Here is a 14723-nt window from a genome sequence, read left to right on the forward strand (position 1 = left end):
AGGTCTGTTGTATGGTTAAAGTCATTCCATTCACATTCGAAGAAAGTAGTCTACATAGCATCGATGATACAGAAACATATGTGAACTATCCGGTGATTTACATTTTGAATGGAGAGAAAGAAGCATACATTGGTGAAACGGTTCATTTTAAAAAGCGAATGAAGCAACATCTAAAGCTTAAACAAACGGAACGGAAACAGCTGAGTCAAATTCATCTCGTCAATCATGACAAGTTCAACCGTTCAGCAACATTCCATCTCGAAACAAAGCTCATCAATTATTTTTTAGGAGATGAGAAGTATACACTTCAGAATAAAAGTAAAACTGCGAACGACTTCACGCACAATTACTATAATAAAAATTATTACGACAACGAATTGTTTCCCGAACTTTGGAATGAATTACATCGTAAGGGGCTTGTTCAAAATGAACTTCACGCCATTGAAAATAAGGATATCTTCAAGCTGTCTCCGTTTAAAGAGTTATCTGTCGAACAGTTAGATTTAAAAGAGAAGGTACTCGACTTTTGTGAAACGCAAATGTCGAAAGCGGATCCGAATGCAACATACGGAGATTTATATGTGATTGAAGGGGAAGCAGGTGTAGGGAAGAGTGTTGTCTTGAGCTCAATCTTTAATACAATCCAAGCTCGAACAAAAGACACTAATTCAACACTTCATCAGACAAAAAATTATTTGGTTGTTAATCATGAAGAGATGTTGAAGACCTATAAAGGAATCGCCAAGCAAGTGAAACACCTTAAAGCAGGGGACTTCATAAAACCGACGCCGTTATTGAATAAACTGAAAAATCATAAAGCCGACATTATCTTTGTGGACGAAGCCCACTTGTTGCTGACGAAATCAGATCCCTATAACAATTTCCGGCAAAACAATCATCTCGAAGAGTTGCTGAAGAAAGCCAAAATTGTCATCGCTATTTTTGATCAACATCAAGTATTGAAACTGAAGAGTCACTGGAATTCACTCAAGTTGGATGATTATAAAAAGAAAGCAAGGACAGTAGAGACTTACAAACTAACCAGTCAATTCCGAATGCAAGCAGATGAAGATATGATGAACTGGGTCAACACATTTAAAGAAAAACGAATCAATCCATTACCGAAATCTAAGCGATACGATTTACGAATATTTGAAACGTTAGAAGAGATGCACCGTGCCATCATCGAGCAAGATCGACGATACGGCTTGAGTCGGGTCGTTTCGACCTTTGACTTTTTACACAAAAAGGACGGAGACACCTATTATGTATATGAGTCGAACGGAAATTATAAAATGCCATGGAATACAACCGGTGGAAAAACGACGTGGGCTGAAAAAGCAGAAACCATCGCCGAAGCCGGCTCTATCTATACGATTCAAGGATTTGATTTGAACTATGTTGGTGTCGTTTTAGGCCCATCCGTATCCTATGATGAGGAGCAGGAAGGTCTAATGATTGACCCGAATTTATATAAAGATACGGGAGCCTATGCTGGAATCGAAGGTATTGAGAATGTTGATTTGGCAAAAGAACAGATTGTCTTGAACTCGATTAACATATTGATGAAGCGTGGCGTCAAAGGCCTCTATCTATATGCATCTGATGAATCGCTACGACGAAAATTATTGAAGTTACAAAGAGAGAGGGTATAAATATGAACGAAGTACAACGATTAATGGATGAGGTCATTAAATTCCGAGATGAGCGCGACTGGGCGTTCCATCATAACCCGAAAGACTTGGCGTTATCGTTATCACTTGAGGCAAGCGAGCTCCTTGAGGTATTCCAATGGGTGTCGAGTGAAGAAGCGCTTGAGACGAAGAAGACGGAGATGGAAGAGGAATTGGCAGATGTGTTGATTTACGCGTTGACGTTCGCTCACGCTGCCGGAATCGATGTTTCGAAAGCAATTGAAGACAAGCTTGTGAAAAACGCAGTGAAATATCCGAGTCCGCAAAAATGACCGAGGAGTTCTATATGAACATTCCATCCGATCGATTTATGATTCCTTGTCATTTAATGGGGCCTCATTTTTCTCCTTGCGCTGCATCAGAGAAAACAGGTATTCAATTTTATAAGCAAACGGAAGTTGGAGAAATTGAGCATATCGGAAAACGTAAAGAAATCGCTAAGGTAGGTCATGCGTCGTTTGAACCACCACTTGAATTTCAGAAAATGGAAAATCCGTATATCGGACTTTTTTGGATGATTGACACTCTGGCAGAACATATTGATACCCTTCGCTCTTGTGGAGCCGATGATATCTGGATTGATTTGGGTGTGGTCTCTCACTTAGATGTGAAGTTAGAATTTGAACCAGATTTCTTGATGAAGCTTGTGAACTTAAAGATTCCATTTTTGATTAGTGGATATATAGAAACTGCTGATGAATAATAGCAATATGAAAAATATGAGTGACATCTGTATACTTTAAAGCCAGGTTATGAATAAAAAGAAGTACAATCCATCAGGACTGTACTTCTTTTTGTAACACATCTTTCATGACCTCAATTGTCGTCTGAATCGATGCAAATTCTTCATTTAGACTAGCGAGCGACACATCATGGATGACCTCTGCAGGGATCCATGTCCCGCTGATCGATTGTCGGTCGAACGTTGCCGTCGCATCGGAGACAACAATCGGATTGAATCCCAAGTTTCCTGCCATCCGTGCGGTCGTTTCGACACAATGGTTCGTGATTAATCCGGTGATGACAATCTGTGTCGCACCAAGTGATTCGAGTCGTTCCTGTAAGTCTGTTCCGATGAAGGCGCTATTCACCTGTTTCGTTAAGATGACATCTTGTTCACGAGGTTGAATGAAGTCTTGGAACAAATGACCATCTTTTTTGAAATAGAAGAGTGAGGTCGGAACGTTCGTGACATGTTGGACATAGATGATTGGTTGATCATGATGTTCCCACGCTTCAATCAACCGTGCGATATTCTCTTCGCATTTTGGATTGTTGCGGTTTCCCCAGATTGGATCATGAAAGGCTTGTTGGACATCGATGATGAGTAATGGAACGACTGTCGTTTGCATGTTGATTCCCCCTTAAATTGGATACTTCAAGTGTATGCAACGGAGGAATATAGATACATAGAGGTTTTACGGAAGTTTCAGCGAATGACTTTAGAAAGAACGGATTATGTATCGTTTCACTTTAATTTTGAAAGGTGAATGCCAAATGGATGAAATAGATCGCCATATTCTTGAATTGATGCAACAACAAGCCCGGATCTCGATGACCGAATTAGGACGACAAATTGGATTGTCTACGCCTGTTGCGACAGAACGGGTGAAGCGACTCGAAGAACGTGGAGTCATCACAGGCTATCGGGCTGTCATCAATCCTGAAAAGATGGACAAACACGTGACCGCCTTTATTCTTTATGACACCCATCGTTGTGAGGCGTTCCGTGAATTTTGTCGTCAACAGCCGTCCGTGATCGAATGTCATCGCTTAGCCGGGCAGTACAGTTACCTCGTCAAAGTGGTAACGGAAAACGTGCGCACATTAGAGACGTTCATCGACGAATCGATGGAATACGGTCGTCCCTCATCTTTGATAAATCTATCTTCACCAGTATCATTCAGACCCGTTTTATGAAAGCGATGGAGTGACTTTTAACAGTGAGAGTGATTGCGAGCTAGTAAAAGAGAATAGATGAAATTTTTTCAGTACAAATTGATTTTTAATCAAATGAAAAGGAGGGGGACACGATGTCGCACGATGAGCGTTTACGAGAAATAACTAAGGCTCGCCTACTTACGAACCGTATTAATGTCACGTTATCGCTCATTCTTTTGTTAGGGGGATGGATGATGTGGTGGTTTGAAGAGTTCTCTCTCATTCAAGTTCTCTTGGGAATCCTTTTACTCATTCCACCTCTTTTGATGGTTCATATGTGGAGACGTACCCGAATGTTGCTTCGTTTCAATGAAGCGATGGAATATCAACGTATAGTTTGGTCGGAGTTCATTCTTGCGCTGGTTGTCGTCTGCATATTGATCGGAATTGCAACTACGATCATCCTAACCGAATCCTTTAGCTTATCGACTGTTGCACTCCTGGTCATGTTCGTCACGGCCCTGATGTCTAGACACGTTGATCAGCGGATGAAGCAAATCGACCCTGAACATGTGACGTACGCAAATCTCGCTCGATATCAGACGAAACGCAGCTAACCTGAGTCAGCTACGTTTTGTGTTCGAATCTAATTGTTGTTCGATGTGGTCGAGACGTTCGATTAATACTTGTATCTGCTTCGAACGTTCACGTTCCATAAAGAGTTGCTCGTCTGCTCGTTTCTCAGAACGTGCCACGACATTACGAATCCACAAAATACCGATGATTAGTACAACGATTGGCAAAATCGTGAAGATGAGTCCGAATAATGAGACCATGATGACGTTCATATAGACATACCTCCCTTTCTACGTCTTCATTATACTTCCAAATATAACCTGTTTGAAAGGGGGAACCGTGGTATTTCAAATCCGACATGCATAAACTAAAAAAAGGAGTTCGATACATCATGACGTTTACTACATTTCAACGAGTCGGTACGTATCTATGAAACGGCCGACCCGACTTGGTACGGACGATGCGGGTTATGTCATCAACCAGACGTCCATCCGTCATATACAGCCTGAGTTTGAAACTGTCCTTTTTAAAGCAATCGAATTGGTGAAAGAAGCATTCGATGAACAGCTACACAGCATATACCTTTATGGAAGTATCGGGCGCGGGACGGCCGTTGCCGGGCAATCGGATTTAGACTTAACCGTACTCGTTCACGAAGATGTAGATGCGACGGAATTGGTGGAACGGACGGAGCGATTGCTAACGCAACATTCGGAAGTCATCAAAATCGATTATGATATCGGGCGTCTGGATGTGGCACTGAATCCGGCGAACCGTTTTGAATGGGGCTTTTGGTTACGACATCTCTGTACGTGTGTGGACGGGGAAGATGTCTCGACTCGATTCCCACGCATGAAGCCGGATGATCGTGTGAGTGAGGCGTTGAACCAGGACTTGGTTTCTTCGATTGAAGCGGCCAAGTCGAAATTGCTTCGTGGACAGATGTCACATCTGGAGAAGCGCTCCATCGTGAAGCGCGTCATCCGAGGTTGGTATTTAACAATCAACGTGAAGGACGAGAGTTTTGCATCGACTGTAGAAGCGAGCTTGGCGATTCTACAACTCTATTTCCCGGAAGATCAGCGAGTAGCGAAAGGAGAAGCGCTGTTGAGACAAGATGACATCACAAATCAACGGCTTCTAGACTATTTGAATGAAATCGATTGGATTTAATGATGTAGCTCCTCGATTGGGATATATCCGTTCGGTCGTCTTCGCTTCACGTCTGTGTCAAAGAAGAAATAAGGGACATATAAAGCGCTTGATACGTACATAATGATGACAAATTCGATTGCGGTCGAACATTGAATGAGGTCGAATAAAAATAGAGACCATATGGGATATGAAACGAGACACATCGCCGCAGTCATCCGACCCTTAGTTTGAATAAAACGGTACAAAATGCGCATCAATACGATATAAGGGAAGAATAGATAATAGAACATATTTTTCAATTGATGTCGTCCTTTCTTGCATATGTAAAACCATCTAACTCAATATAATCGAGGAGAGACGGACGACAAAGGAGAATTTACAATGAAATCAATCGCCATCATTGGAGCTGGTGTCAGCGGGCTTTATGCTGCGACCCAACTTCATCAAAAAGGATATGACGTCACCATCTTTGAGGCACGTGATCGTATTGGTGGTCGTATCTTGACGAAGGACGGTTATGACCTCGGACCGACGTGGTATTGGCCGGATACGGAGAAGACCATCTCTGAACTCGTGGATACACTTGGACTCGAGTCATTCGTTCAACATACGACAGGACACATGGTGCTCGAACGTCAAACGACGACCACACCGGAACGACATGTGTTACCGAAAGAAAGCATCGTCTTATCTAAGCGTTTAGTCGGTGGGATGACGAGTCTGATGGAAGCTCTGCATGCGAAGTTGCCCGATGACATCGTTCGGCTTGGGCATCGCCTCACGTCCATTGACCGACAATCGGACCGAGTCCAACTGACGTTTCAAAATGGTTCGGTGCATCACACGGATGACGTGATCCTTGCGATTCCACCTCGTCTCGTTGCGGAAGTGGCAATTGAACCGGCATTGTCAGCGCAAACGCGAAAAGCGCTCAAAACAACTCCCACATGGATGGCTTCTCAGGCGAAAGCGCTCATCGTATACGAGACACCGTTCTGGCGAGAAGAAGGTCTGTCTGGCTTTGGGATGAGCTGGGTCGGTCCACTTCAAGAGATTCATGACGCTTCTCTGATAGATGGACCAGGTGCGCTGTTCGGATTTTTCCGTCTGTCACCGGGAGAACGGGAAGCGTTAGGAGAAGGACAAGTAAAGACGCGCGTCATCGAACAACTGGAGAAGCTGTATGGTTCGAAAGCGAATGACTTCTTGCGATTTCATTATATGGACTGGTCGAGAGAATCAGAGACAGCGACATCTGACGATTTCCTGCCGCTCACAGCATTCCCGGCTTACGGTCCGATTGAGCTCGGAGACCGTCTCCATTTGATTGGTTCGGAGACGGATGCGCAGTTCGGGGGACATATCGAAGGGGCGTTGCGGTCGGCGAATCGAATCGTACAAGAGTTGGTATAACGAAAAAGACAAATCGTCCGACTAGCGGCGATTTGTCTTTTTTATTTAAATTTTTGAATCATCAACGCGAGCGAGCGGTTGATCATTTTCATCTCGTCATCTTCGAGGACGGAGAACATCTCTTCAGCGAGGCGTTCTTCAATCGCATCGATTTGTTTCGAGTACGCCAGGCCGTTCGGACCAAGTCGGATGAAGCTTTCTCGAAGGTTCTCGGGATTCTTTTCCCGCATGACAAAGTCGCGTTGCTCGAGCACTTTGAGCACCTGACTGACGGCACTTTTGGAGATGGACATCTTCGTCGCAATCTCCGTCGTCGTCCACGTCTCTCGGCGTTTAAAGAGAAGTAGCATCTGTTCTTGTTGATAGCTCAGCTCGAATTCGTTCAGTTCCGTGAAATATTTCGTGAACAGCAAGTCAAGCTCATCGATTTGGCGATACATCGTGAGGACTTGTTGCTTTCGTGTTTCATTCAACGTGTCATTCATCCTTTCTTTACGGTGTCCGCCGGAACGTTTCGCTCCGAAGATATAAGAGGACACCACACACTAATCCGATTATACCAAATGCCAATAAGAGCGTTTGAATCGGCACGGACAAGGCAACAAGCACCGATAGGATGGCAAACGCAATCGGTTCAAGGCCTGAGGCGGCGAGCGACATGATGCTCATGACACGCCCGATTTTGTCAGAGTCGCTTTGTTCCTGCATGATGGTGACCGTCGGCAAGTAGACGAGCATGATCATAAACCCGCTCATAGAAGCCGCGACCGCGAGAAGCGGAATCGATTGGACTTGCGTGTAGAGGAAGAAGGCGCCGAGTGTCAGGAACAGGGCGCGGAAGACGAAGCGTCCACGATGAACCGACCGTAACAATAGAATCAGGAAGCTTGCAACAAATGTCCCGACAGCGAGCCCGCCTTCGATGATACTCAAATCAAATGCTGTCCCTCCGACCGCACCAACGAGAATCGGGATACTCATGATGAGTGGTCCCATGACGAACAAGTTGACGATGGCAATGGCGAACGTCCCACTACGTAACACAGGTGTTTGCGATACGTAACGAATGCCCTCTTTCAAATCAACGAGTACATCTTTCGGTGAGAGCGGCGCGACCTCGGGAATATTGTCTTGAATCAACCGTGGCATAATCAAAATCGCGGAGAGGAAAATCAATGCAGCCGACGTGCCGAAACTGAGACCAAAACTTCCCCACGTCAGTAGGATCCCTGCAAGGAACGGACCGATGACGAACATCAACTCGAGCGACCCTTGGAAAAGGGAGTTTGCCCGTTGCAACTGTTGACCTGATACGATTGAAGGCATAAGTGATGACAGTGCCGGGTAAGACATGCCGTCTAAAAGACCAAACAATACGGAGATGATCAAGAGGGCTGTCACCGAATACGCGTCAGCGAAATGGAGCGCAACGACAATTAACATCAACACGCCTTGTCCGATATTTGTTAAGCATAACAAGCGACTCTTTTGGAATCGATCAGCGAACACACCGCCGAATACCATCATGACGACACGCGGCAACGAGACCGCCGTCAAGATAATCCCGAGGAGTGCCGGTTGCTTCAACACGTCGATCGTCAACCATGAGACGCTCAAGAAGAAAATCGAAAACCCGAGCGTGAGCGTCATTCCGGATAACCAAGTGAATACGAACCGAGTATTCTTCAATAAATTCATGTTAATAACCTCTTACTTTCATTCTTCAACATATAGTTAAGTTAACTAAACTATACGGTGAGAAATTCATATCGTCAAGAAGCATGACTGTGGTATGAAAATGTAAAATAACGGAACTTTTATCGTGTTCATCCCGTATAGTGGAATAAGAGGTGAATCAAGATGAACAAACAAGATCGGATTAATACGATTTATCGTTATCAACAGCGTTGGCTCTTTTGGAGAATGGGACTGGCAGGTCTGACTGGGATGTTTGTCTTTCTTGCGCTGCAGTCTGACGGTGCGTCAAAGTATATCATTCCATTAGGAGTCACATTAGCAGGCATGTTGTTCGCCATCGGACGAGAGCGGCGCTTCGTCAGGAAGTTGACCGCTGTAGAACAAGCCAAGCGCATCATCGATTGGCAATATGTATCGGAAATGGGACTCCTCATCTTGTTGGCGATTCTCTTCCCATTCATCGTCCTAATCAATTGGCCGGCATGGTCGCTTTTCATTGTCTTCTTAGGCGGGGTCATCTTATTGCAAGTCGCACAGAAAAAGCTCGACCGGCAGATGCCGCAGTATGACGAAGAGCAGCCGATGCGCCGCGAAATCAAACTCGACTTCGTGAAAGACTGAGGTGATACCGTGGACAAAGCAGAGCGATTTGAAAGAATTGAACAGTTTGAGAAACGATATACTCGTCTCAACATCATCGTGAGCGTAATCATGCTAGGCGTATCCATCTATTTTCTTTCGACATGGAGTCCGTATAGCATTCTTTTACCCGGTGTCGCACTTCTCTATACGACATGGCTTGAATGGAACAAGATGAAACTGCAGCAATCCTTCAATGAATCGACACGCTATCATCGATTGTTGCGGATTGATTTTACTGTCATGTTGATGAGTTTGATCTGGTTCATGATTTTGATTGGGTTGCATTTCAACGGAATCGATATCTTACCGTGGATGAGTTGGACGCTCCTGATTGGCGGGCCGTGTCTCATATTGATTCCACTTTGGATTGATCGAAAACAGTCCGCGCTTGATGAGCACCACGTCACATCAGGCGAGTGGACCCGGGCAAACCGGGAACGTTTGAAACATACGTTAGATGATATTTCAAGGAAAGGTCGTAAAGATTCATGACAAAGATAGAACGGATTCAAGTAATCGGAGGATATCGGCAGTCACGACAAACCCTCCACCTTTGGCTCACGGGAGCCCTTATTTTTTGTAACAGTTTTGTGCTCGGTTTTGATACATGGTGGATATGGGGAATCGGTTCGGTCCTCACGGCTGCCCTACTCATAGGGCTGACGATCAAAGAAGGACGTGTCTTACAGATTTTCACGGTGGGTCGAGGCATCCTACTGACAAAACGCTTATATCGCCTCTATTCCTACTGGATTGGAGCGGTCACAGCAGCGGTTCTCTTCAGTCGTCTGCAAATTGCACCTGTCGCATGGATCATCTTCGGTCTAGGCATCGTCATGTTAGCATGGACGCACTATCAGACCGTCCAGCAATTGCGACAAGCCGACCCGGAGCAACCAACACGAGATGAGGTGACAAAGCATTACCGCTCGTATGAAAGGAGTACATATGCTGACGAAAGAAAAGCGACTTGAACAATTACTGAAGCAGGATGACAGTCATTGGCGTTGGGGGTGGGGCATCGCCATCGCGACGATTGTAATGACGCTCGTGATTGCCACGCAGTCCAAACTCTACGCTCCACTCCTCGTCTTCATCAGTTTCTTTCCGTATCTCTGTTTTGAATGGCGGAAGACAAAACTGCTCCTGACCTTTAACGAGGATGCGCGTTACCAACGTCTGGTGTATACAGACTTTGGCATCCAGTGGCTCTGCTTCGTGTTGACTATCTGCTTATTGGCGGCCTATTATGCCGACTCGTTGTCTCCCGTCGTCGCCATTGCCGGGCTGTTCGGAATCGGTGTGATGTCGATTCTGGCACCTTATGTCATTAATCGACACTTACACTCGCTCGATGCGTATCATGTACGAGGGAAAGAATTGCGTGAAGCGCGCGATCAACGCTTCCGTGAGTCCAAAACGAACCCCTGAGAAGGGTTCGTTTTTTGTTTGAGGACATCGGTCCTTTTCTTCTTCGGTACGGAGGAGTAAGCTGACAATGTACATAGAACTACTAGAAGAATCGAGGAAGACATTCATGTTAGCTATTTTGATTGGATTGACGATTGGGATTTTATTGCCGATGCAGACGAGTGTCAACTCACGTTTGCGTCAGGTGGTCGGCTCCCCGTTCGTTGCATCTTTTTTATCGTTTACGGTTGGGACCATCTTTTTGTCCCTATTGCTCTTCTTGACCGGACAGTCATTCGGATTTGAAAGTGCGGTGATTCAGGAAGGTCCGGGTTGGATGTGGATTGGCGGACTGTTAGGGGTCTTGTTCTTAACGGGAAATATCTTGCTGTTCCCAAGACTCGGGAGTGTCCAGACGGTCATCATGCCGATTTTTGGACAGATTTTGATGGGGTTGTTGATTGACCATTTCGGTTGTTTCAATTCTGTCGAACACCCAATTACGGTGCTTCGTTTGTTCGGAGTCGTGCTCGTCTTGTTCGGAGTCATCGGAACGGTCGCGTTATCCGACTGGCTCAACCGCCGAAGAGGCAAACTGGTCGTCTCCATGGAAACGGACACGGGGAATCTGAACCTTTGGCGACTGTTTGGGATTTTCACAGGGATGATGAGTGCCACGCAAACGGCCATTAACGGCTATTTGGGAACAGTGCTCGAATCGGCTCTGAAAGGGGCATTGGTCTCTTTCGTTGTCGGAACGTTGGCGCTCTTACTCATTTTACTCGTCTCACGCCAACCCGTTCCGCTCGGTCAACTGAAAGGTCAACCGTGGTGGATTTGGCTCGGTGGAATCATTGGGGCGCTCTTCATCGGAGGAAACGTCCTCATCGTTCCGATTGTCGGGACAGGAATCGCTGTCATCATCGTCATCGTCGGACTGTTATGCGGTAGCTTACTGATTGACCGTTTCGGTTGGTTCGGAGCGAAGAAGAATCCGGTCACTGGTGTGCAACTCGTGAGTCTGGTTGTCATGGTCATTGGGATTGTATTGATTCGTTTATCTTAAGGGGGGAAAACGATGCGAGGAGTATTATTTGCAATCAGCGGAGGCTTCTTTCTAACGTTACAAAGTGTTGCGAATGCTCGAATCAGTTCACAGATTGGGACGTGGCAAGCGGCGACGTTGACACAATTCACTGGATTCGTCGTCGCACTTCTCGTCATGCTGGTGCTTCGGGACCGCACGTATGTCGAGATGCGGCACGTGAAGCCGCTCTATTTATCTGGCGGAGCATTTGCGGCGATTATCTTATTTAGTAATATGACGGCCGTCCATAAACTCGGGGTCACGATGACAATCTCGTTGTTTCTCATTGCGCAACTGGCGCTCGCGCTCGTCATCGATTGGCGAGGATGGTTCGGAATGGTGCGACGGAAGTTGAACGGGGCTCAGTTGATTGGTGTGTTCATGATGATTGCGGGGGTCATCTTATTAAAATGGTAGGGGGAAACGTGCATGGTTGACGCGTATGTGAAGCAATTTGAATTGACTGTCTTACCAGAAGAAGCGCAGAACGAATTGCAGCTCGTCCGATACGAGCCAGGAGACGTCATCTGTACGCAAGGTGATGAAGCAGGGCATCTCCGCTTCTTAGTAAAGGGAAAGATTCGCGTTTCCCATACTTCTGCTACCGGGAAGCGCCTCGTCCTCTCCTTCAAATATCCGCTCGATTTGATCGGGGACATCGAATATATTCAACGTACCCCGTTTTTGAATACGGTCGAGGCGGTCACGTCAGTTGAGATGCTTGTCATTCGGTTCGATGACTTGGTTCGTCATGCACATCAAAATGTTGCGTGGTTACACTATTTATTGGAAGAAATCACGCGAAAGTTCGAACGGAAATCACAATCGCTCAGCTTCAACTTGTTCTATCCTGTCGAAGTGCGCTTGGCGAGTTATCTGTTATCGATGACGCCGAATGACCAAACACTCGGCTCGACGGTCGACCAATTGACGGATATCGCTGATTTGATTGGGACGAGTTATCGTCATGTGAATCGGACGCTCAAGCGTTTCGTCGAGGCAGGATTGATTGAACGAAATCGGCGGATAATCACGCTCGTCGATCGGGAAGGTTTGTTGGAGATTGTCGGGGAGAGCATTTATGAATAGGAGGGGAGACATATGGCGATTGGCATGATGCTTGCTGTCATCGGTGGGATGCTCGTCTGTGTGCAAAACACGTTTAACGCCAACGTCAAGAAGCGTGTCGGGGCATGGGCGACGACGACACTCGTCCTTGGACTCGGATTTTTGGCATCGCTACTCATCGGTCTGTTTCAGGAAGGTGGCGCCTTGTTCCGAGTAGATGAGATGGAGACGTGGTACTGGTTCAGTGGAATCCTCGGCGTCGGGGTCGTCATGAGTGTGACACAAGGGGTCGAGCGGCTCGGACCGAGTTACGCCCTCTCGATTGTCATGGTGTCTCAAATCTTGTTCGCGCTCCTCTGGGATACGTTAGGATGGTTCGGCTTAAATGCTGTCCCGTTCACATGGAAGACGGTCGTCGGGATTGTCTTGATTGTCGGTGGGGTGCTCGTGTTTCAGTTGAGTGGGAAGGTAAAACCAACTCGCGCGGCGGTGAACCGTGCGAGTTGAACGTTAAAAAAGTTCCACGTTTTGAACGAATCCTTTTTAGAAAGACACGTATACGTTAGAAGAACAGAATGGAAGGGGTAATCATATGCAACGAGTGATGGACATGGCGTGGGCAATCTTGAATCTGGGATTGTTGACGATGATTGGAGTCTTTTTATTTCGATTCCTTCGCCGAGACTCAAATTGATCAGCATCTGACAATCGTCAGATGCTTTTTCCTTTTTAATGGGAAAAACTCGAAAGTTTGCTTATGGATTGTTAAGATATAGATATCGATAAATTGGATGATTTTTACTATTGGAGGTGTGTGTGGTGTTACGGGAAGAACGAATGGAATATCTGTACGACAAATCATGGACTAAAAAGGGTCCGCTACTAGTGATCATCATCGGTGTAGTGACAGCGCTTTGGTTATTGTTCAATGATTCAAGGATGAACCTGTCCCTGTTCATCTTTTGTGCGGCACTGCTTATGCCGATTTTGGTGGCGACGTGGCATAAAATCCAGTTGTTTTTACAGTTCAATGACTCATCTACGTATCAGCGCTTTATCTATTTGAAAGGGGCGGTCCAGTTCGCTCTCTTGATTGGAACTTTAGCGCTTTTGGCGCTGTATGCACTGAAATACATATCGCTTGATACATTGAGCCTTGTCTGTGCAACGTTGATTGCGAGTTGTCTCATTCTCGAGTCATGGATTGACTGGAAAATTCTAAAGATTGATGACGAGCATGTGGTCGAGAGTTTGTTGGGACTCGTGAACCGGAAATAAAAAGGAGTGTAGGGTTGAGTGATTGTCTGGAGAGATGAAATTGACCATACGAATACATTGCCGGATCTGACAGAAGAAATCCTGAGAGATGTCGAGTCACGTCTCGGCGTGAAGTTACCGGAAAGTTATATCGAATTGATTCGAACACAAAATGGAGGATTCATCGAGCAACGTGAATTATCCGTGATCCTAAACGGGCTAGACGATTCGATTGTGATTGATTCCATTATGGGCATGAATTTACAAGAAGGACTAGTTGAATCAAAAAACCTTTTGAAAGAGTGGGGCGTTGAGGATGAACGTCTGATTGCATTCACGGGCGATGGACACTATTTCCTCATGTTCGATTATCGCGATGGGGTGACTCCTAAGATTGCTTTGTTAGATACGACGGCTGAAAAAATCGATGTGCTATTCGATTCGTTTGATCAATTCAATGAAGCGCTAAACGTTATCGAGACCGATTCATTCGTGGGAATAAGTGAAGGGGACACGCTGTTAGATTATGCACAAAATCTACTATACAGTGAAGTGACGAGTGAAAAAACATTTGGTGCGAACATTTGGTTAAATTCACTAGACGTTCTCGATGTTAAAGAGTTGGTCGTGGAGCTTCTCACATGGATGGATGACGATACATTGCGCGAGACCGCAATTTCTACGATTCAAAGCACCATCATTTCACGTCGTTTGCGCCAGAAAGAGTTGATTGAGGCATTTTTCAGTTCGTTATTGAAACGTGATGATGCATACAGTAAGCAGTGCTATGAAGAGACGACATACATCTTAGAGAATGGGATTGAGCCGGATTGAAGCTTAAT

20 protein-coding genes and 1 pseudogene are annotated in these 14723 nt (G+C 45.7%); 17 read left to right on the forward strand and 4 right to left on the reverse strand.

What is annotated here, in order from left to right:
* Nucleotides 1-11: 11 nt before the first annotated feature.
* Genes KNO69_RS13580 through KNO69_RS13590 form a run of 3 tightly spaced genes read left to right on the forward strand, consistent with a single transcriptional unit; the run spans nt 12 to nt 2397 of the window.
* Nucleotides 12-1655 carry a DUF2075 domain-containing protein gene (locus tag KNO69_RS13580; protein ID WP_251124978.1) on the forward strand — a complete coding sequence of 548 codons (1644 nt, stop codon included), beginning with the start codon at nt 12-14 and terminating at the stop codon, nt 1653-1655.
* Nucleotides 1656-1657: 2 nt separating this feature from the next.
* Nucleotides 1658-1966 carry a nucleotide pyrophosphohydrolase gene (locus tag KNO69_RS13585; protein WP_074034788.1) on the forward strand — a complete coding sequence of 103 codons (309 nt, stop codon included), beginning with the start codon at nt 1658-1660 and terminating at the stop codon, nt 1964-1966.
* A 14-nt stretch (nt 1967-1980) separates the two neighbouring features.
* Complete coding sequence (locus KNO69_RS13590; RefSeq protein WP_078146192.1) at nt 1981-2397, forward strand: hypothetical protein; 417 nt, start codon at nt 1981-1983, stop codon at nt 2395-2397.
* A gap of 73 nt (nt 2398-2470) precedes the next feature.
* Here the strand turns inward: KNO69_RS13590 and KNO69_RS13595 are convergent, their stop codons facing one another.
* Nucleotides 2471-3046 carry a cysteine hydrolase family protein gene (locus KNO69_RS13595; RefSeq protein WP_214818680.1) on the reverse strand — a complete coding sequence of 192 codons (576 nt, stop codon included), beginning with the start codon at nt 3044-3046 and terminating at the stop codon, nt 2471-2473.
* A 145-nt stretch (nt 3047-3191) separates the two neighbouring features.
* On the opposite strand from KNO69_RS13595, the gene KNO69_RS13600 reads away from it, so the two are divergent.
* Nucleotides 3192-3614 (forward strand): Lrp/AsnC family transcriptional regulator, encoded by a 423-nt coding sequence (locus KNO69_RS13600; RefSeq protein WP_214818682.1) that lies wholly within the window; start codon nt 3192-3194, stop codon nt 3612-3614.
* Between the two features lie 215 nt (nt 3615-3829).
* The gene (locus KNO69_RS13605) at nt 3830-4192 is read left to right on the forward strand and encodes a hypothetical protein (protein ID WP_214818685.1); all 363 of its coding nucleotides are present in this window, start codon (nt 3830-3832) and stop codon (nt 4190-4192) included.
* 6 nt (nt 4193-4198) lie between these two features.
* Here the strand turns inward: KNO69_RS13605 and KNO69_RS13610 are convergent, their stop codons facing one another.
* Entirely contained in the window at nt 4199-4423 is a 225-nt protein-coding gene (locus tag KNO69_RS13610) for a hypothetical protein (RefSeq protein WP_074034783.1), read from the reverse strand.
* 157 nt (nt 4424-4580) lie between these two features.
* Between KNO69_RS13610 and KNO69_RS13615 the strand changes: the two genes are divergently transcribed.
* Both KNO69_RS13615 and KNO69_RS13620 read left to right on the forward strand, forming a co-directional pair.
* Nucleotides 4581-5324: a nucleotidyltransferase domain-containing protein gene (locus KNO69_RS13615; RefSeq protein WP_214818689.1), complete on the forward strand. Its 744-nt coding sequence runs from the start codon at nt 4581-4583 to the stop codon at nt 5322-5324.
* 351 nt (nt 5325-5675) lie between these two features.
* Nucleotides 5676-6719, forward strand: a pseudogene (locus KNO69_RS13620) (flavin monoamine oxidase family protein); the annotation flags it as partial.
* Nucleotides 6720-6760: 41 nt separating this feature from the next.
* Here KNO69_RS13620 and KNO69_RS13625 read toward each other — a convergent pair.
* Nucleotides 6761-7192, reverse strand: a complete 432-nt coding sequence (locus KNO69_RS13625) for a MarR family winged helix-turn-helix transcriptional regulator (protein ID WP_214818706.1) — start codon at nt 7190-7192, stop codon at nt 6761-6763.
* Between the two features lie 19 nt (nt 7193-7211).
* Nucleotides 7212-8417, reverse strand: coding sequence for an MFS transporter (locus tag KNO69_RS13630; RefSeq protein WP_214818709.1), 1206 nt, complete (start codon nt 8415-8417; stop codon nt 7212-7214).
* A 162-nt stretch (nt 8418-8579) separates the two neighbouring features.
* Between KNO69_RS13630 and KNO69_RS13635 the strand changes: the two genes are divergently transcribed.
* The 10 genes from KNO69_RS13635 to KNO69_RS13680 all read left to right on the forward strand — a co-directional run bounded on the left by KNO69_RS13635 (nt 8580) and on the right by KNO69_RS13680 (nt 14715).
* Complete coding sequence (locus KNO69_RS13635; RefSeq protein ID WP_214818712.1) at nt 8580-9038, forward strand: hypothetical protein; 459 nt, start codon at nt 8580-8582, stop codon at nt 9036-9038.
* Between the two features lie 9 nt (nt 9039-9047).
* Nucleotides 9048-9551: a hypothetical protein gene (locus tag KNO69_RS13640; RefSeq protein ID WP_214818715.1), complete on the forward strand. Its 504-nt coding sequence runs from the start codon at nt 9048-9050 to the stop codon at nt 9549-9551.
* Entirely contained in the window at nt 9548-10033 is a 486-nt protein-coding gene (locus tag KNO69_RS13645; protein WP_214818717.1) for a hypothetical protein, read from the forward strand. Before KNO69_RS13640 ends, KNO69_RS13645 begins: the two co-directional genes overlap by 4 nt.
* A complete protein-coding gene (locus KNO69_RS13650) occupies nt 10008-10490 on the forward strand; it encodes a hypothetical protein (protein WP_214818719.1) in 483 nt (160 codons plus the stop codon). Before KNO69_RS13645 ends, KNO69_RS13650 begins: the two co-directional genes overlap by 26 nt.
* 67 nt (nt 10491-10557) lie before the next feature.
* Nucleotides 10558-11535, forward strand: coding sequence for a DMT family transporter (locus tag KNO69_RS13655; protein ID WP_214818721.1), 978 nt, complete (start codon nt 10558-10560; stop codon nt 11533-11535).
* Between the two features lie 12 nt (nt 11536-11547).
* Nucleotides 11548-11973 carry a DMT family transporter gene (locus KNO69_RS13660; protein WP_214818723.1) on the forward strand — a complete coding sequence of 142 codons (426 nt, stop codon included), beginning with the start codon at nt 11548-11550 and terminating at the stop codon, nt 11971-11973.
* 12 nt (nt 11974-11985) lie between these two features.
* Nucleotides 11986-12645 carry a Crp/Fnr family transcriptional regulator gene (locus KNO69_RS13665; protein ID WP_214818725.1) on the forward strand — a complete coding sequence of 220 codons (660 nt, stop codon included), beginning with the start codon at nt 11986-11988 and terminating at the stop codon, nt 12643-12645.
* 12 nt (nt 12646-12657) lie between these two features.
* Nucleotides 12658-13131, forward strand: a complete 474-nt coding sequence (locus tag KNO69_RS13670) for a DMT family transporter (RefSeq protein WP_214818728.1) — start codon at nt 12658-12660, stop codon at nt 13129-13131.
* Nucleotides 13132-13443: 312 nt separating this feature from the next.
* The gene (locus KNO69_RS13675) at nt 13444-13902 is read left to right on the forward strand and encodes a hypothetical protein (RefSeq protein WP_214818730.1); all 459 of its coding nucleotides are present in this window, start codon (nt 13444-13446) and stop codon (nt 13900-13902) included.
* A gap of 18 nt (nt 13903-13920) precedes the next feature.
* The gene (locus KNO69_RS13680; protein WP_214818732.1) at nt 13921-14715 is read left to right on the forward strand and encodes an SMI1/KNR4 family protein; all 795 of its coding nucleotides are present in this window, start codon (nt 13921-13923) and stop codon (nt 14713-14715) included.
* Nucleotides 14716-14723 lie beyond the last annotated feature (8 nt).

The sequence above is a fragment of the Exiguobacterium sp. s131 genome (genome assembly GCF_018617345.1).
GTDB lineage: Bacteria > Bacillota > Bacilli > Exiguobacteriales > Exiguobacteriaceae > Exiguobacterium > Exiguobacterium profundum.